The organism is Cryobacterium sp. TMT2-4 (assembly GCF_004402575.1).
Lineage (GTDB): Bacteria > Actinomycetota > Actinomycetes > Actinomycetales > Microbacteriaceae > Cryobacterium > Cryobacterium sandaracinum.
This window is the reverse complement of record NZ_SOGE01000038.1, coordinates 155,050-173,010: the sequence shown is the minus strand read 5'-3', so window position 1 is coordinate 173,010 and position 17,961 is coordinate 155,050. Positions and strand designations below refer to the sequence as shown.

Genomic DNA, 17,961 nt, shown 5'->3' with positions numbered 1-17,961 from the left:
CAACAACACGGCTCACCGGACCGAAGCGGAGAAGCTCCCGGTCACCCCACAACTCTCAGCACACATTTCCCCGAGCACTGATAGTAGAAGAGGCACCGATTTGGCTGGCGGCGACGGACTTTTAGGCCATGATCTACTCCCCGGAGAGAAGGGGCCGCAGGATGCCTGCGGCGTTTTCGGCGTCTGGGCTCCTGGTGAGGAGGTGGCTAAGCTCAGCTACTTCGGCCTCTATGCCCTGCAGCACCGGGGCCAGGAATCGGCCGGGATCGCCACGAGTGACGGCTCGAAGATCCTGATCTACAAGGACATGGGCCTGGTCTCCCAGGTCTTCAACGAGGCCGCGCTGAGCACACTGATCGGCCACATCGCCGTCGGGCACACCCGCTACTCGACCACCGGGTCGTCCAGCTGGCAAAACGCCCAGCCCACCCTGGGCCGCACCTCGGGCGGCACGGTCGCCCTCGGCCACAACGGCAACCTCACCAACACGGCCGAGCTCCTGCAGCTCGTGCACGAACGCTACCCGAAGGTGGAGGGCGAGCTCGCCCGCGGCAACACCACCGACACCGCAGTGATCACGGCCCTCTTCACCGGCGATCTCGACCACACCCTCGAAGCCACGGCGCTCGAGGTTCTGCCGCGTCTGCGCGGCGCCTTCAGCCTCGTCTTCATGGACGAGACCACCCTCTACGCCGCCCGCGACCCGCAGGGGGTGCGCCCGCTGGTGCTCGGCCGCCTCGAGCGTGGCTGGGTGGTCGCATCCGAAACCGCCGCCCTCGACATCGTGGGCGCCAGCTTCGTGCGCGAGGTCGAGCCGGGCGAGCTCATCACCATCGACGAGGACGGCCTGCGTACGCAGCGCTTCGCCGAAGCGAAGCCCGCCGGCTGCGTGTTCGAGTACGTCTACCTGGCCCGGCCCGACACCACCATCGCCGGCCGCGGCGTGCACGAGGCGCGGGTCGAGATGGGCCGTCGCCTCGCCCAGGAGTACCCCGTCGAGGCCGACCTCGTCATCCCGACCCCCGAGTCCGGCACGCCGGCCGCGATCGGGTACGCGCAGGCATCCGGAATTCCGTTCGGCCAGGGTCTGGTGAAGAACTCCTACGTGGGGCGCACCTTCATCCAGCCGTCGGAGACCATCCGCCAGCGGGGAATCAAGCTCAAGCTCAACCCCCTCAAGGCCGTGATCAAGGGCAAACGGCTGATCGTCGTCGACGACTCGATCGTGCGCGGCAACACCCAGCGTGCCCTGGTCAGCATGCTGCGGGAGGCCGGTGCGGCCGAGGTGCACGTGCGCATCTCGAGCCCGCCGATCACCTGGCCCTGCTTCTACGGCATCGACTTCGCCTCCCGCGCGGAACTGATCGCGACCGGCCTCGGCGTCGACGAGGTGCGCCAGGCCATCGGCGCCGACTCGCTCGGGTACCTCTCACCGGAGGGTATGATCGCCGCCACCGAGCAGCCGCCCGAACGCCTATGCACGGCCTGCTTCACCGGGGTCTATCCGATCCCGCTGCCCGACTCAGCACACCTGGGCAAGAACCTGTTGGAACGTCCGGCCGCCGCCTCGAACGGATGCGACCCGGGCCCCGACTCGGAATTCGAGCCTCTGCTCGCCCCCACCTCACTGCGCCAGGAAGCACTGCGCGAAGAATCCTTGGTCACACAGGGTAAGCCCCCGATCGGCGACCCAGGAAGACAAGAATGAGCAACGCATCCTATGCGGCGGCCGGAGTGGACACCACGGCCGGCGACCTCGCCGTCTTCCTGATGAAGGAGGCCGTGTCGAACACGCACGGTCCCGAGGTGCTCGGCGGGTTCGGCGGTTTTGCCGGCCTCTACGACGTCTCCTTCCTCACCGGCTACACGCGCCCGCTGCTGGCCACGTCAACGGATGGCGTCGGCACCAAGGTTGCGATCGCCCAGGCCATCGACAAGCACGACACGATCGGCCAGGACCTTGTGGGCATGGTCGTCGACGACATCATCGTCGTCGGGGCCCGCCCGCTCTTTATGACCGACTACATTGCGTGCGGCAAGGTCGTCCCCGAGCGGATCGCGGACATCGTCGCGGGCATCGCCCGCGCCTGCGCCGCCACCGGCACCGCACTCGTCGGCGGCGAGACCGCCGAACACCCCGGCCTCCTCGGCGTTGACGACTACGACGTGGCCGGCGCCGCCACCGGCGTGGTGGAAGCCGACCAAGTGCTCGGCGCGGAGAAGGTCCGCCACGGTGACGTCGTCGTGGCGCTGGCCTCTTCCGGCCTGCACTCCAACGGCTACTCGCTCGTGCGGCACATCCTCGCCAACCGCGGCATCGGCTACACCGACACGTCCGCCGATTTCGGAGGCGTGGTCGGCGAGGTCCTGCTCGAGCCGACGCGGCTCTACACCGGGCCGCTGCTCGGCGTGATCTCCGACCCGGAGCTCGCCGGCGTCGTGCACTCGCTCAGCCACGTCACCGGCGGCGGCATCGCGGCGAACCTCGCTCGCGTGCTCCCGCTCGGCGCCTGGGTGGAGGTCGACCGGTCCACCTGGTCGCCGTCCCCGGTCTTCCGGGTGCTCAGCGAACTCGCCGGCTCCTCGCTCGAGAGCGCGGAGGGCACCTGGAACCTGGGTGTCGGCATGTTCGCCGTCGTCGCGGCCGAATCGGCGTCATCCGTCATCGCGCGCCTCGCCACCGAGGGAGTGCCGGCCTGGGTGGCCGGCCGTGTCTCGACCGCCCCGCACGACCTCGCGGGCTTTGAGCAGGGTGCCAAGGGCGTGAACGGCGGCGCCGTGCGCCTGGTCGGCGGCTACGCGCTCTAGCCAGGCCGCCCGGCGGGGCGCCTCGTGGGGCGCCCCGCCGGGCGCCCCGTGCGCGTAAATGGCCGCCATCGGTGAAACGATGGCGGCCATTTGCGCGCACCCGCTGAGGCACGGGGCCGCGGAGGAGCAAAGCTCGGCGAGCCGAGATGAGCCGAGCCGAGCCGAGCCGAGATGAGCCGAGCCGAGATGAGCCGAGATGAGCCGAGCCGAGCCGAGATGAGCCGAGCGTCAGGCGCGCTTCTGCTCGTCTTCGGTGGCGTAATGGTCGACGTATTGGTCGGCGGCTTCGGCTTCGGCTTCGTCGTCGGTGTCTGCGTCTTTGCCGGCCTCGTACTCCGGCCACTTCGCCAGGTCCTCATCGAGGCGCGGGTCGTTGGCCGGATGCCCGGTGAGCTCGCGCTCAAGCGCGTTGTAGTTGGTGTCCGGGCTGAAGTACTTCAGCTCACGGGCAACCTTGGTGTGCTTTGCTTTTTGACGGCCGCGCCCCATGCGAGACCCCCTAACGATGCCAGGCCGGGTGAGAGGAACGTCTCCCGGGAGTTGCCGAATATGGTGAAAACTAGCCGTTAGTTTAGCATGGCGGGCCGAACGGGCCGAGGATGCAAATCCTGAGCAGCGGTTCGCCGAGCACGTTCACAATCAGCGTTCCTTCACTGTACCTCAGCGGGAGAGGAGGTAGCCCGCACCACAGACCAGGAACCCGAGCAGGAGAGTGCCGATCAGGTTGACAATGCCAGCTCGCCGACGCCCGGTGAGCGTCAGTTCGACGGTCTCGACGCTCCAGGTGCTGAACGTGGTCAGGCCGCCGCAGACCCCGGTCAACAGGATCAGCTGCACGTCGGCGGACACCGCGGCACGCTCGGAGAGACCGAGCACCACGCCGCCGATCAACGATCCGGCCACGTTCACGATCAACACGCCGAGCGGCAGCCGCCCGGGGCCGACGGGGAGGGCACGCGAGACGAAGTAACGGATGACCGCCGCCGCGCCACCGGTGACGAGTACGCCGAGGACCAGCCAGGTGCTCACAGAGTGCTCCCGGCATCCGGAATGTCCGGCAACACGCGGTGTCGAAGCTGCGCCCCCAGCTGCAGGCCGAGGGCCGCGGCCCCGAACCCCATCAGCAGAGTGGCCGCCAGGTAGATCCAGCCGAGAGTCGGGAATCCGGCCGCGCCGAGCGCGACCAGGGACACCATGACGGCGGAGTAGGTCGTGAACGACCCGAGCACCCCCGTGCCGAGGGCGGCCTTGACCCAGGCCGACAGGCCCGGGCGGGTCCACAGGCCGGCCACCAGCCAGCCGAGGATGAACGCGCCGATCGTGTTGGCGATCAGCGTGCTCGCCGGGAAGTCGGTGTCGGCGTGCGGGAGAGCCTGATCGATGCCGAGTCGAAGGCCCGTGCCGACCATGCCGCCGAGAAAGACGCCGGGAGCAAGGCGCATCCGTTACTTCCTCTTGCGGCGCCGCGCGGCGGACGGCCGGGAATTCGGCGGAACCGTGCCGACGACCGGCGTGGGTCGGATCGGGATGTCCTTGGTCGCCGGAGCGAGCGGGCGGCGCGGGATCGGGCGGGGGCGCACGGGCTCGCCGCGGCGGTCCTGGCCGGGCACGGGCCGGGAGCGCCGGCCGTAGATGAGCTCGGAGGAGTCGAGCAGCCACGGCACCAGGGCAATGGTGACGCCGTGCACGAGCATGAGTTTCTGGCGCAGCCGCCGGGCCTTGTGGTTGTGCAGCAGACCCTCCCACCAGTGGCCCACGATGTAGATCGGGGTGTACACGGTGACGACCTCGGAGCCGTGGTCCTCGCGCCGATCCTTGATGTAGCTGATCAGAGGCCAGCTGATATCCCGGTAGGGCGACTGTACGATGCGCAACGGCACCTGGATATTCTGCTGCACCCAGGCGCGCTTGAGCGCCTTGGTCTCGTCGACGTCGACGGAGATGTGTACGGCCTCGATGCTCTCGTGGCGGGCCGCGATCGCGTAGTCCAACGCCTTGAGCACGGGCTTCTGCATCTTGCCGACCAGCACGATCGCGTGGTCGCCCGACGAGCCGAAGATGGTGTCGGCATCCACTTCGATTTCCTTGGCGACGTCGCGGTAGTACCGGTTGACGCCGAGCATGAGGGTGAACAGCACAGGCATCAAAACGAAGACGAGCCAGGCGCCGTGGGTGAACTTGGTGATGGTGACCACTATCAGCACCACGCCGGTGAGCAGCGCGCCGAAGCCGTTGATCGAGAGGCTGGCGATGATGGATGCCCGGTTCGGCGGGTTCGTCTTCAGCAGGGTCAGCCAGTGCCGCACCATGCCCGTCTGCCCGAGTGTGAAGGAGACGAAGACGCCGATGATGTAGAGCTGGATCAGCACGGTCAGGTTGGCCTGGTAGATGACCAGGATGATGCAGGCGAAGAGGGCCAGCAGCAGCACACCGTTGGAGTAGATCAGGCGGTCGCCGCGGGTGCTGAGCGATTTCGGGGCGTAGGAGTCTTTGGCGAGCACGGAGCCGAGCAGCGGGAAGCCGTTGAACGCCGTGTTGGCGGCCAGCAGCAGCACCGCCGCGGTCGCGGCCTGCAGCACGAAGAACATGATCGAGTTGTTGCCGAAGGTGGCCGCCGCGATCTGGGCGATCAGGCTGCGCTGCGGGGAAGTCGCACACTCCTCCCAGCCGATCAGGTCGCAGGGATTCTCCGCGTAGTGCACCTTCGAGAACAGGGCGAGCGCGGTCAGGCCGATGAAGAGCGTGATGGCGATGCCGCCCATGAGCACCAGCGTGCGCTGGGCGTTCTTGACCTTCGGATGCTTGAACGCGGGCACCCCGTTGGCGATCGCCTCGACGCCGGTGAGCGCGCTGCACCCACTCGCGAAGGAGCGCAGCAGCAGCAGGATGAACGCCGACTGGGCCAGGCTCTGGGCCTCTACGTCGTAGTTCGCCGACTCGGCCATCGGGGTATCGCCGAGGGCGACCCGAGCGAGGCCCACGACGACCATCAGCAGCACGCTGGCGATGAACAGGTAGGTGGGGATGGCGAAAGCCTTGCTCGACTCGTGCACGCCGCGCAGGTTGACCGCCGCGAGCAGGATTACGAAGAAGACCGCGAACTCCACCCGGAACGGCGCCAGGCCCGGCAGTGCGGAGATGATGTTGTCCACGCCGCTGGCCACCGACACGACCACGGTCATCACGTAGTCGACGAGCAGGGCGGACGCGACGACGAGGCCGGCCTTCTCTCCGAGGTTCTTGTGCGCGACCTCGTAGTCGCCGCCGCCGGACGGGTAGGCCTTGATCAGCTGGCGGTACGACGCGACGACCACGACGAGCAGTAGCACGACGCACGCCGCGACCCAGGGCGCGAAGCTGAGAAAAGCCAGCCCACCGAGCGTCAGGATCATCAGGAGCTCTTGCGGCGCATACGCGACGCTCGACAGCGGGTCGCTCGCGAAGATGGGGAGGGCGAGGTGCTTGGGCAGCAACTGGCCGTCGAGCTTTTCGGTCGAGAGCGGGTCGCCGATGATCCACCTTTTCGGTGAACGTGTTTCTGGTGCCTGGGGGGTTCCCTCTGGTGTCACGAGGGACGACACTACTCCCTTGGATTCCTCTGTCAAATCCAGGGGAGTCGGCCGCCGTGCGGGCGTGTCGGGCGCGCCCGGTCTGCTCGATCTGCGGCGCCCTGATGTCCCTGCACGCGATCGACCGTTCGGGGGGATGCGCCGACCGCGCCACCCCACCGCCGAGGAGACCGCGGCCCGTACCGTCTGACCCGGTTGCGACGGTGACACACAGAACACCCGCGCAGCTGGCGAGGGTGTTCTGTGTGGGGGGTGCTGTTGCACCGCTCCGGGCTAGTGGCCGCGCTGCCGGTGCAGGGCGGCGAGGATGTCCGCGCGCACCTCGACCAGGCGAGCCCGAAGTTCCGGCACGAGCGTGGTCGGCACGCCGGACCGTGTGGCAGCCTGGCGCAGGTCCGCGCGCAGCTGCTGACGGAACTCGTTCAGCACCAGGTCGGCCTCATGCAGCGCCCGGTTGGACTCGAGACGCGGGTCGGGCGTCGAGGCGGCGTTGGATCCCGAATCGCCTTCGACGGTTCCGGCGCGGGCACCTGTTCCGTCGAATGTGGTTCCCGATGTGCTGCCGCTCGCTGCCGATTCCGCTGGGCCGGTCTGCCATCCCGCTCCGGCCGAGGCTGAAGCTGCGGCTGATGCGGCTGCCGCACCGGCTCGGGCCCCGGCCGCGGCGCCGGCCTTGCGTGCGCTGCGGGCATCCCCCGCCTGGCGCTTGGCGGAGGCCAGGTCGAGGCGCAGACTGCGCATCGCCTCGCTGACTCCCGACCGCACGTCGTCGGCCAGTCGCCTCACGGAGTCGGCGACCTCGGTCTCGAGGTCGTGCAGGTCACCCTGGCGGGCCTGGAGTTCGGCGCGGCCGGCGTCGGTGATCTCGTAGACGGTCTTGCGGCCATCCGTCGATTTGGTCACGAGTCCTTCCTCTTCAAGCTTGGCCAGGCGAGGGTAGATCGTGCCGGCGCTCGGGATGTACGTTCCGCCGAAGCGGTCGCTGAGCGCCTGGATCAGTTCGTAGCCGTGCCGCGGCTGCTCGGCGAGCAGGCTGAGCAGGTAGAGGCGAAGGCTACCGTGGGCGAAGACGGGGGTCATTCTCAGACCTCCCCGTTGGCGCGGGCGTCGCCCGGTTCGGTGTTTGTTCGTTCGCCGGCCGGGCCCGCGGACGCAGGCTCGGTGCTGCGACGCACCACCGTGATGTCGCCCGACACCGAGTTGGCCTGCAGCTCGAGCCAGCTGCCCTCGAGTGTGCCGGTGCTGGACTCGAAGCCCTTTCCGAAGGTGCCGCGAATCGTCTGGTCGTCCAGCTGCAGCGTGCCCGAGACGGTGTTCAGCCGGTAGCGCGTCGCCACATCGGCGCCGAGGCGCACGGTGAGGCTGCCGCTGATCGTGTTCGTGTTGATGGAATCGGGCGTGCCCTCGATGTCGAGGAAAACCTCGCTGTTAACCCCGTCGAGACTGAAGCGACGGATGGCCCCGCTCGCCGTGCAATCGCCGGAGACCGTGTGGGCGATGATGCTGCCCTCGAGGCCGCGCACCGACAACTCGCCGTTCACGGCGTTGAGCTCCAGGTCCCCGGTGACGCCGTCAACCACGATGTCGCCCGACACAGTGCTCAGCCGGGCGCCGTTCGTGAGGCCCGAGATCAGGGCCTCGGCCGAGATCACGCCGAGCTTCAGGGCCACGCCGCGGGGGACCAGGATGCTGACGTCTGCCTTCGCGGTGCCGCGGAACGATGCGAAGACCTCGATGAAGTTGTCCCAGCGCAGCTGCGGGTGGTCGATCTCGAGCGTGTCGCCGTCGACCGAGATCTTGAGGTCCTTGCCGGTCACGCTGTGCACCTCGATGCGAGTGCCCGGCTCGTCGTGGCCGATCACGTCGATCTTTCCGCCGATCATGCCCACCTTGAGCGCCCGAACGACCTCGATGTCGATCACCGTGGTCTGCCCGGGGCTGACCAGCCATTTTTCCAAAGCCATGGAATTCTCCTTTTCGGGGGCGGCGTCCGCGCAACGGATGCTCACCACCTGTTCACGATATATCGCGTCTTGTTGAGATTCACGATATATCGCGAGTGGCGAGCGGACAAGCGCCGGCGGGAACTCTCAGCCGGGGTTCAGCTCTCGGTCCAGCTTTCGGTTCAGGCTTCCGTACGCCGGTCAACTCTCCGGCTCGATGGTCAGGCCGAGGCGGGCGGCGCGCTCGGCCGATTCGATCGATTCGACCGGGGCGGCTCGCACGGTCAGCAGCGGGATCGGGGCTTTGTTGGCGATCTCCCGGGCCACGCTGCCAAGGAAACGCGAGCGGCGCTGCCGGTGGGAGCCGAGCGCGAAGAGGTCGTAGGCGCCGGAGCCCGCCCGGCGCAGGATCTGCTCGGTGGCGCCCCCGGTGGCCCGGGTGCTGAACGGGTGCACCGCAAGGTCGGCCAGCTGACCGACGGCGGCGGACTGGATGCCGGCGGCGATGCGGTCGAGCCTGTCGGGGGAAACGTCGCGCGCGACGTCGTAGTCGAGCACCGTCAGCAGCGTCACGGTCTGCAGCCTCGCCCCAAGGAGCAGCACGACCGTGACGGCGGCGTGGTCCGCGGCCTCGGAGCCGTCGATGCAGACGAGCACCCGCACGTCTCCCTCGAGGGATTCCCCGGGAATCACGGCCGCCTCGGCCAATTCCTCCCGCTCGAGGTAGACGGCCAGGCCGGCCAGCGCGATGGCGAAGGGGCCGGCAGCCAGACCGAGAACCACCCAGATCGGGGCGTCGTGGCCGCGGCGGATCATCACGAACGCCGACGCAAGTCCCACCAGGACCCAGCCGACCGCCACCAGAAGCGGTGTCACCCAGACGCCTTCTGCCCACATGCCCTCAGCATTGGCGGCCCGCGCCGAACTTGCAAGGGGGCGAGGTCCGGCGGCCGGGGCATCCGTCGACCGGCTCGCCGCCTGAGCTTCAGTACAGGAAGATCGGCAGCCAGTCGCGGGTGTGGGCGTGAACGATCACGAGGAAGACGACCGCGTCGAAGAGCAGGTGCACGATCACCACGTAGGTCAGTGATTTGGTGAGCGCGAAGGTGTAGCCCTGCAACAGTGCGAAGGGGAACGTCATCAGCGGCCCCCAGCTCTGGTAGCCCAGTTCCCACAGGAACGAGGTGAAGATCACGGCCTGCAGGAGATTGGCCTGCCAGTCGGGGAAATGACGCCTGAGCAGGGCGAACGCCGTGCAGATAAAGAAGAGTTCGTCCCAGATGCCGACGAAGCCGACGCCCACGAACAGGCGGGCGATCTCGTCGGGGGCGGTCACGGCCGGCCAGTTCTGGTACGCGCCGGAACGGATGAAATAGGTCGGCAGAATCAGATAGCCCAGCAGCAGCACAAGCGGCAGGTACCAGCGTTCCAGGGAGGTCCAGCGCTGGCCGGTGCGGATCGGGAACCGGATCGCGTGGTCGCCGAACGCGTAGCGGGAGAGCAGGTAGGGCACGAGCACGGCGACGGTCAGCACGGTCCCCATCAGCGCCATATTCGGGTAGCTGATGTCGGCCTCGACCGAGATGGTGCTGATGATCAGCAGCCCGATCGCGATCAGGAGCAGATCCTTGAACAGGGCCCGGTCGATGGCGAAGGCGAGCCCGATGGCCGCGGCGAGTAGCGCGTAGCCGGGCAGCGGCTCGCGCGCCCCGAACAGCAGCACGGCGGAGGCGGAGAGCAGCGCGGCGGGGACGAGTCCCCAGGAGGCGCGCGGGCGCATCCGTTCGCTCGACGTTGCCGGTCCGGCGCCGGTGCCGGCGCTCGTGCCGCCTGTGAGTGGGCTGCCCGTGCTCCCACTCGTGCCCGCTGCCCGTTTCGCTGACCCTGCCGCGCCATCGCCCATGAGATATGGTACCCAACCCGGGCGGGGAACGGCCGGTGCGTCTCGCCTCGCGACCGGGCATCGAGGCCCGGCGATGAACCAATTCGACGGAGATTTTGGGAGCAAGGAAGGTTTTCCAGGGTTTAAGGACCGATTCGGACGAAATCTCCGTCGAATTCGTTCGGGGGTGCGGGCGGAACGTGTCGCCGGCTGCCCGGCCGGCTACCTCGCCGGCTACCTCGCCGGCTACCCGGTCGCGAGATCGGGTGAATCGTCGCCGTGCAGCCCTGAAACCGACGTTTCACCCGCTTTCGCGGTCTGCGGCGCCGCTAGGTTGAGGGTGTGCATTCAGAGAGCGAAGCGGTGGGCGTGGTGCAGAGGCTCATCGGCATCGATTCCGTCAACTCCGACCTGGTGCCGGAGGCTGCAGGCGAACGGATGATCGCAGCTTGGTGCGCAGACTGGCTCACCGCGCGGGGGTTCGAGGTGCACCGCCTCGAGGAGCATCCCGGGCGGCCTACGATCGTCGGCATCCGGCGCGGCACCGGGGGAGGGCGCTCCCTGATGCTCAACGGGCACCTCGACACCGTCGGCGTCGGCGGTTACGCCGGGGATCCGTTCGCGGGCGAGCTCCGGGACGGTCGCGTCATCGGCCGGGGAGCCTTCGATATGAAGGGCGGCGTCGCGGCGATCCTGGTCGCGGCGGCGCGGGCGACGGGAGTCGGGGGAACCGGGGCCCATGCGGCCGGGCCGGCCGGGGCATCCGTTCTCGCCGGAGACGTCATCGTCACCCTCGTGGCGGACGAGGAGTTCGGCAGCCTCGGCACCATGGAGGTGCTGCGCAGCTTCCGCGCCGACGCGGCGATCGTCGCCGAGCCGAGCGAGCTGTGCCTCACGCTCGCCCATCGCGGTTTCGCCTGGTTCGAGGTGGAGCTCACCGGGCTCGCCGCCCACGGATCCCAGCCGGAGCGCGGCATCGACGCCATCGTGCACGCCGGGCTGGTGCTGCGCGCCCTCGATGAGCTCCGGGCCGACATCGAGGCGGCGCCGGCGCATCCGCTGCTCGGCCACGGGACCGTGCGCGTGTCGACCATCGCCGGGGGTTCGGATGCCGCCACCGTCGCCGCCGCCTGCACGCTCACGATCGAGCGGCGCATGTTGCCCGGCCAGAGCCCCGACCGGGTCGAGGCCGAGCTCCGGGCGCTGCTGGAGCGGCTCGCCGACGTCGTCGCCGGGTTCCGCTTCCGGCTGACGCGGCTCGTGGCGCGTGCGGCGTTCGAGGCCGATCCGGAGTGGCCGATCGTGCGTCTGGTGACCGAACGTGCGACGGAGGTGCTCGGACGCCGGCCGGATGTCCGCGGCGAGCCGTTCTGGACCGACGCCGGGCTGCTGCACGAGGCCGGCATTCCCTGCCTCGTCGTGGGCGTGGACGGTGGCGGAGCGCACGCCGACGCTGAGTGGGCGGACGCGGCATCCGTCGACGCGCTCACCGAGATTCTGACCCGCACGATCGCCGATTTCTGCGGGTAGTCCGCGCGCCCGGCGATCCCGCCCGAACCCTGCCTCGGCCCCATCGTTGTCCCTGCCCCGCTGCACCCCGCCGGCCGGGGGAGTCCATGTGGGCCTCATGGTTGTGCTGATTGTTGAACAATATGTAGGCTGGCTCGACATCAGTGACCGCCGGTGCTGACCTTCCGAGAAGTGAGCGCCCCATGGTTTTCAACGTCGTCCGCGCCAGGATTCGAGCGAAAACCGCAGGCGTGAAGAAGAAGCTGCGCGGCCCGCGCCGGGCGCAGCGTAGCGCGCTCCTCGGAGCCATGTTCCTGATGGCGACCAGCGCCGTCGGACCCGGCTTCATCGTGCAGACCACAAGCTTCACGGTGCAGCTCGGCGCAGCCTTCGCCTTCGCCATCCTGGTCTCGATCCTGGTCGACATCGCGGTGCAGCTGAACGTCTGGCGGGTAATCGGCGTCAGCGGTAAGCGAGCGCAGGAACTGGCCAACACCGTGCTGCCCGGCGCCGGCTGGTTCCTGGCCGCGCTGATCTGCCTCGGCGGGCTCGTGTTCAACATCGGCAACATCGCCGGTTCCGGCCTGGGTGTCAACGTGCTCTTCGGCCTGGACGCCAAGCTCGGCGGCATCCTCTCGGCGGCCGTCGCGATCGCGATCTTCCTCAGCAAACGGGCCGGGCTCGCGCTGGACAAGGTCGTCGTCGTACTCGGGGCCGTGATGATCGTGCTGATCGCCTACGTGGCGATCGCGTCGAATCCGCCCCTCGGCCTCGCGGTCAAGAACGCGGTGCTGCCCGACGACATCGACGTCCTCATCATCACCACCCTGATCGGCGGCACGATCGGCGGCTACATCACCTACGCCGGCGCGCACCGGATGATTGACGCCGGCGTGACCGGACGGGCCCAGATCACCGAGATCACCCGCAGTTCGGTGCTGGGCATCATCATCACCGGCGTGATCCGGGTGCTCCTGTTCCTCGCCATCCTCGGCGTGGTCGCCGGGGGCGTGGACCTGACCAGCGACAATCAACCCGCGGAGGCCTTCCAGGCCGCAGCCGGCGAGATCGGGTTCAAACTTTTCGGCATCGTGCTCTGGGCCGCGGCCATCACCTCGGTGATCGGGGCGGCGTACACCTCGATCTCGTTCGTGACCACTTCACAGACCTCGCCCCGCACCCGCAGCATCGCCACCGTCGTCTTCATCGCCGTGTCAACGTTGGTCTACACGCTGCTCGGCCAGGCCCCGGCCACGCTTCTGATCATGGCCGGCGCGGTCAACGGGCTGATCCTCCCGTTCGGCTTCGCTGTCATCCTCTGGGTGGCCTGGCGCCGCCGCGACCTGCTCGGCGGCTACGTCTACCCGAAGTGGCTGCTGGGCATCGGCGTGCTGGCCTGGCTGCTGACGCTGTTCCTCGGCTATCAGTCCCTCGGCGGACTCGCGACGCTTTGGGGCTGACGGATGTCCCCGACCCCCACCCTGCACGGCCCGCCGCGCGCCGCCGCTCCGACGGCCCCCGAAGACCCCCGAAGGCCTCCCGAAGGCCCCTTGAGACTCCCGAAGACCCCTTGAGACTCCCGACGGCCCCCGAAGGCCTCCATTTCTCGCTGCTGTCCGCCGACCCGGTGCCCCCTTTCTCCGTCGCCGACATCCACCCCGCTGCCTGCTTGATCGCCCGCCTCTGTGGCTAACTCAGGAGTTTTGTTTGCGTGGTCACCGGCTGGTGCTGGCCGCCGCACTGGTCCGCGGCTGCGGTGCGCGGCCCGGCGGGATCTCCTGAGTTAGCCACAAACCAGCGCAGCGCGGAGGAACAGCGCGGAGGAACAGCGCGGACGCGCAGCACAGCCGCATGCAGGCAGCTGAGGGGAGCGGGGCCGGGCAGCCGTGCCGGATACCGCCGGCTAGCGGACGGACTCGGCCACGATCGACAGCAGCTGGGCCTCGGCGCGCTGCAGGTAGCCGGTGAGCAGGGCCGCGGCATCCGTCGACCGGCCGGCCGCCAGCAGCTCGACGATGCGGGCGTTGTCGTCGACATAGGGCGCGTGGAAGGTGGCCTCCTCGCCCATCGAATGGAAGACCAGGCGCATCTCGGCGAGCACCTGCGCCATCAGCAAATTGAGGCGGTCGCTGCCGGCCAGGGCCACGACACCGGCGTGGAACTCCTGGTTGGCACCGGCCATGCCCGGGACCGATCCGGCCTCGCGGGCCTTCCGCGCGCTCGCGACGGCCTGGCGCAGTCCGTCCAGCCTCGCCGGGGTGAGCTCCTCGGCCGGTGTGAATGCCAGGGCACCCGGCTCGAGGTAGCGCCGCACCCGGTAGATCTCCCGAATGTCGTCTGCGGTGGGCCGGGCGACGAAGACGCCCTTGTTCGGGATGCGGGTGACCACCCGTTCGGCGCTGAGCGTCGCGAAGGCCTCGCGGAGGGTGTTGCGCGAGACGCCGAGCGCGTCGCAGAGCGGCTCCTCGGGGAGCTTCGTGCCGGGCGGCAGGTGGCCGGCCGCGATCCGCTCGCGAAGCACCCCCGACACCCACTGGCCGGTCTCGGCATGACGCGCCGACGCGGTGCGGTGACGCAGGTCGGCGAGGGTCTCGGCGAGGGTCATGGTGCCCACGATACCGCCCGGTCGGAGCGGCGGCCCGAGGACGGGCGGGGTGTTCCGGCGGTTCCGGCGGGCAGCCGGAACCGGGCGACGGATACGCTCAGTCCCCGATCGAGGCGACCGCGCTGTCCACCGCCACCGTGTCGCCGGGCTGAACCAGCTGCTCCCGCAGGATTCCGCTGCGGTGCGCCACCACGATCGACTCCATCTTCATGGCCTCGAGTACGAGCACCGGGTCGCCTGCGGCCACGAGCGCACCGGATGGGGCCATCCACTTCACGACCGAGCCGCCCATGCTGGCCCGGAGGGTGGCCGGGTCTGCGGCGGGGGCCGAGTGGACCCCGGTGGGAAGGCCGTCGGCAGCGGTGACAGCGGCCGCACCGGCCGCGCCGCCCAGCCCGCGAAGGAGACTGTCGAGGAGGGCGGCAGGCAGGCCGAGCGCCATCCGTCGCCCGTCGACCTCGATGGTGATGGTGTGGCGGGCGGCCTCCGGCGGCACGGGATTGAACTGGGGGTCGCTGGGCAGTTCTTCGGAGAAGTCGGCCTGGATCCAGCCGGTGTGCACGTCGAGGTGGTCGGGCGCGGTGAATGCCGTCGAAGTGACCACGGCACGGTGGAACGGCAGCACGGTGGGCAGGCCGGTGATCTCGAACTCGGCAAGGGCTCGGCGGGCGCGGGCCAGGGCCTGCTGCCGGTCGGCGCCGGTGACGATCAGCTTGGCGAGCAGGGAGTCGAACCGGTCCGGCACGATGCCGCCTGCCCTGACCCCGGAATCGACCCGGATGCCCGGCCCGGTCGGCACGGTAAAGGTCGCCACGGTCCCGGGGCACGGCAGGAACCCGCGCCCCACGTCTTCGGCGTTGATTCGGAACTCGAACGAGTGCCCCCGCGGTTCGGGGTCGGTGAAGATGGGAACGGGCCCGCCGGCTGCGATCTGCAGCTGCGCCAGTACCAGGTCGATGCCGCTGGTCTCCTCGGTGATCGGATGCTCGACCTGCAGCCGGGTGTTCACCTCGAGGAACGAGATGGTGCCGTCCTGCGCGAGCAGGTACTCCACGGTGCCCGCGCCGGTGTAGCCGGCGGCCCGGCAGATGGCCTTGGCCGAGGAATAGATCTGGTTTTTCTGCGCAGGGGTGAGGAACGGCGCGGGCGCCTCTTCGACGAGCTTCTGGTTGCGGCGCTGCAGCGAGCAGTCGCGGGTGCCCACGACGATCACGTTGCCGTGGGTGTCGGCGAGGATCTGCGCCTCCACGTGGCGGGGTTTGTGCAGGAACCTCTCGACGAAGCACTCGCCGCGGCCGAAGGCGGCCGTCGACTCGCGCACGGCCGAATCAAAGGACTCCTCGATCGCATCCATGTCCCAGACGACCTTGAGGCCGCGGCCGCCGCCGCCGAACGCCGCCTTGATGGCCACCGGCAGGCCGTGCTCCATGGCGAAGGCGCGCACCTCGGCGGCGGTCTCCACGGTGCCCTCGGACCCGGCGACCAGGGGAGCTCCCACCCGGATGGCGATCTCACGGGCGGAGACTTTGTTGCCCAGCACCCGGATCGCGGCGGGCGTCGGACCGATCCAGAGGAGTCCCGCGTCAATCACGGCCTGAGCAAAATCGGCGTTCTCCGAGAGGAAGCCGTAGCCCGGGTGCACGGCGTCGGCGCCGGAATTCTGGGCGATGCGCAGCAGCTTGGCCACGTTGAGGTAGCTGTCGGTCGGGCTGTCGCCGCCAAGTGCCCAGGCCTCCGTGGCGGCCGAGACGTGCAGGCCGTCGGCGTCGACGTCCGCGTAGACGGCCACGGAGTCAAGGCCCGCGTCGTCGCAGGCGCGAGCGATGCGCACGGCGATCTCGCCGCGGTTGGCGATCAGAACTTTCTGCATAGTTCAGCTCTCATTCGGGGCGTGTGTTCGGGGGGTGTTTGGGGCACGCGCGGGGGCTGCGCCGCTCCGCGCGTGGCGTGCCGGCAGCGCAGCGGCGCAGCAACCGCGTAGCGCGTGAGGGCGGGTATCAGGGGGAGGCGGGGACGGGCTCGGCTGGAAGGGGCTCGGCAGGCACGGGCGTGAAACGGATGCGCGCACCCGTCGGCAACTGTGCCGCGAGGTCGAGGTCCTCGGTGAGCACGACGCCGATCACGGGGTAGCCGCCGGTGACCGGGTGGTCCGCGAGGAACAAAACCGGCAAGCCCGACGGCGGCACCTGGATGGCCCCGCGGGCCGTACCCTCGCTGGCCAGCTCGCCCGGCCGCGACCGGGCGAGCGGCTCACCGGCCAGCCGCAGGCCGATCCGGTTCGACTGATGGGTGACGGTCCACTCCGCGTCGCCGAACCGGTCGACGGATGCCGGCTCGAACCAGTCCGCGCGGGGTCCCGGCACGAAGCGCAGCACGGTGACCTCGGCCGGGGCCGGCGGCGGGGTCTCGGGGTGGTGCACGGCGCTGCCGGGGGCGGGCGGCAGCATCCGGAGCACGGTGCCCGAGGTCAGCGGGGCCGGACCGATGCCGCTGAGGGTGTCGGTGGACCGGCTGCCGAGCACCGGGTCCACGTCGATGCCGCCGCGAAAGGCCAGGTAGCTGCGCACGCCCGAGCGGGGGGCTCCGAGCGACAGGGTCTGCCCGGCGAAAAGGGAGACGGCGGAATCCATCGGCAGCTCGCGGTGGCGGCCGACGGCATCCGTCACCGTGAGCGGCAGAACGGCACCGGTGACGGCGAGCACCTGGTCTGCCAGCGCGGTCAGGGACAGGCCGCCGAGGGCGTTCTCGAGCACGGCGGCCGTGGCGGGATTTCCAACGACCCGGTTGGCGCGCCGCAGGGCGCCACGGTCGAGTGCGCCGGACGCGGTCACGCCCTGGTCGGCGTAGCCGGGGCGGCCGAGGTCCTGCACGGTCGTCTGCGCGCCGGGGGAGAGCACGCGGATGCCGGTGGCGGGGGTGGGGGCCGCGGTTGCCGCGACATCGGGAGTGGCCGCCGCTGCCGGAGTCCCAACCGCGACTGCGGTCTCCGGGACGAGGACCCCCGCGGCGGCGACCTGCTCGCGCACCGCGCGGAACCGCACCCGGTCACCCGGGCGGATCAGGGCCGGCTGCGAACGCTTCAGGTCCCAGAGCAGGGCGTCCGTGCGGCCGAGCAGCTGCCAGCCGCCGGGGGAGGCGCGGGGGTAGACGGCGGAGTAGTCGCCGGCCACGGCCACGGAGCCGGTGGGCACCGAGCTGCGCGGCGAGCTGCGCCGGGGCACGGTCAGCACGGCGCTCGCGCCGGTGAGGTAGAGGAAGCCGGGGGCGAAGCCGCCGAACGCGGCGGTCCAGTCCTGGCCGGTGTGCGCGGCGATGACGCCCTCGCTGCTGAGGCCGGTGTGCGCGGCGACGTCGGCGAGGTCTTCCCCGTCGTAGACGGTGTCGATCCGCACGAGCGCGGCGTTTGCGGGGGCGGCCGGCAGCACCTGCAGCTGCCGCAGGGCGTCGGCGAATCCCCGTGCGGCGGAGGCGGAGACGCCGGTGATCAGCACGGTTTCCGCGGCGGCGAGCACGTCGAGCTGCCCGGCCAACGGATGCCGCTGCAGGTGTGCCTGCAGGTCGAGCACGTCGGCCAGGCTGGGCAGTCCGACCAGCACGGCGCGGTCGCCGACGGCTCGGATGATGCGAACGGGATCGGACACGGGG

Annotated in this window: 14 protein-coding genes and 1 pseudogene; 4 read left to right on the top strand and 11 right to left on the bottom strand. The window is 69.7% G+C overall.

Annotated features, from left to right (window positions below; translation table 11 throughout):
- Nucleotides 1–100 precede the first annotated feature (100 nt).
- Together purF and purM are read left to right on the top strand one after the other, a co-directional pair.
- Nucleotides 101–1,708: an amidophosphoribosyltransferase gene (gene purF, locus E3O54_RS13955; protein ID WP_104099462.1), complete on the top strand. Its 1,608-nt coding sequence runs from the start codon at nucleotides 101–103 to the stop codon at nucleotides 1,706–1,708.
- The gene (gene purM, locus E3O54_RS13950; RefSeq protein ID WP_134401840.1) at nucleotides 1,705–2,808 is read left to right on the top strand and encodes a phosphoribosylformylglycinamidine cyclo-ligase; all 1,104 of its coding nucleotides are present in this window, start codon (nucleotides 1,705–1,707) and stop codon (nucleotides 2,806–2,808) included. Before purF ends, purM begins: the two co-directional genes overlap by 4 nt.
- A 228-nt stretch (nucleotides 2,809–3,036) precedes the next feature.
- On the opposite strand, the gene E3O54_RS13945 is transcribed toward purM, so the two are convergent.
- From E3O54_RS13945 to E3O54_RS13910, 8 genes and pseudogenes are all read right to left on the bottom strand, one after another.
- The gene (locus E3O54_RS13945; protein WP_134401839.1) at nucleotides 3,037–3,297 is read right to left on the bottom strand and encodes a DUF3073 domain-containing protein; all 261 of its coding nucleotides are present in this window, start codon (nucleotides 3,295–3,297) and stop codon (nucleotides 3,037–3,039) included.
- Nucleotides 3,298–3,468: 171 nt separating this feature from the next.
- Nucleotides 3,469–3,837: a fluoride efflux transporter CrcB gene (crcB, locus tag E3O54_RS16440; RefSeq protein WP_166784841.1), complete on the bottom strand. Its 369-nt coding sequence runs from the start codon at nucleotides 3,835–3,837 to the stop codon at nucleotides 3,469–3,471.
- Nucleotides 3,834–4,250: a CrcB family protein gene (locus tag E3O54_RS13935; protein WP_134401837.1), complete on the bottom strand. Its 417-nt coding sequence runs from the start codon at nucleotides 4,248–4,250 to the stop codon at nucleotides 3,834–3,836. The genes crcB and E3O54_RS13935 overlap by 4 nt, the downstream gene beginning before the upstream one ends.
- Before the next feature lie 3 nt (nucleotides 4,251–4,253).
- The gene (locus E3O54_RS13930) at nucleotides 4,254–6,377 is read right to left on the bottom strand and encodes an APC family permease (protein WP_104099145.1); all 2,124 of its coding nucleotides are present in this window, start codon (nucleotides 6,375–6,377) and stop codon (nucleotides 4,254–4,256) included.
- Between the two features lie 696 nt (nucleotides 6,378–7,073).
- Nucleotides 7,074–7,457: pseudogene (locus E3O54_RS17035) on the bottom strand (PadR family transcriptional regulator); the annotation flags it as partial.
- Nucleotides 7,458–7,459: 2 nt separating this feature from the next.
- On the bottom strand, nucleotides 7,460–8,341 hold the full coding sequence (locus tag E3O54_RS13920; RefSeq protein ID WP_158250184.1) for a DUF4097 family beta strand repeat-containing protein: 882 nt from the start codon (nucleotides 8,339–8,341) through the stop codon (nucleotides 7,460–7,462).
- A gap of 180 nt (nucleotides 8,342–8,521) precedes the next feature.
- A complete protein-coding gene (locus tag E3O54_RS13915) occupies nucleotides 8,522–9,196 on the bottom strand; it encodes a universal stress protein (RefSeq protein ID WP_166784999.1) in 675 nt (224 codons plus the stop codon).
- A gap of 109 nt (nucleotides 9,197–9,305) precedes the next feature.
- On the bottom strand, nucleotides 9,306–10,100 hold the full coding sequence (locus tag E3O54_RS13910; protein WP_104169461.1) for a CPBP family intramembrane glutamic endopeptidase: 795 nt from the start codon (nucleotides 10,098–10,100) through the stop codon (nucleotides 9,306–9,308).
- A gap of 444 nt (nucleotides 10,101–10,544) precedes the next feature.
- On the opposite strand from E3O54_RS13910, the gene E3O54_RS13905 reads away from it, so the two are divergent.
- On the top strand, nucleotides 10,545–11,732 hold the full coding sequence (locus tag E3O54_RS13905) for a M20/M25/M40 family metallo-hydrolase (RefSeq protein WP_241976910.1): 1,188 nt from the start codon (nucleotides 10,545–10,547) through the stop codon (nucleotides 11,730–11,732).
- A gap of 182 nt (nucleotides 11,733–11,914) precedes the next feature.
- A complete protein-coding gene (locus E3O54_RS13900; RefSeq protein ID WP_241976909.1) occupies nucleotides 11,915–13,171 on the top strand; it encodes an NRAMP family divalent metal transporter in 1,257 nt (418 codons plus the stop codon).
- Nucleotides 13,172–13,614: 443 nt separating this feature from the next.
- On the opposite strand, the gene E3O54_RS13895 is transcribed toward E3O54_RS13900, so the two are convergent.
- The 3 genes from E3O54_RS13895 to E3O54_RS13885 form a co-directional block, all read right to left on the bottom strand.
- Nucleotides 13,615–14,316 carry a GntR family transcriptional regulator gene (locus tag E3O54_RS13895; protein ID WP_134401834.1) on the bottom strand — a complete coding sequence of 234 codons (702 nt, stop codon included), beginning with the start codon at nucleotides 14,314–14,316 and terminating at the stop codon, nucleotides 13,615–13,617.
- Between the two features lie 97 nt (nucleotides 14,317–14,413).
- Nucleotides 14,414–16,186 carry a biotin carboxylase N-terminal domain-containing protein gene (locus E3O54_RS13890; RefSeq protein ID WP_134401833.1) on the bottom strand — a complete coding sequence of 591 codons (1,773 nt, stop codon included), beginning with the start codon at nucleotides 16,184–16,186 and terminating at the stop codon, nucleotides 14,414–14,416.
- Nucleotides 16,187–16,313: 127 nt separating this feature from the next.
- Complete coding sequence (locus E3O54_RS13885) at nucleotides 16,314–17,957, bottom strand: 5-oxoprolinase/urea amidolyase family protein (protein WP_347232372.1); 1,644 nt, start codon at nucleotides 17,955–17,957, stop codon at nucleotides 16,314–16,316.
- Nucleotides 17,958–17,961: the final 4 nt, after the last annotated feature.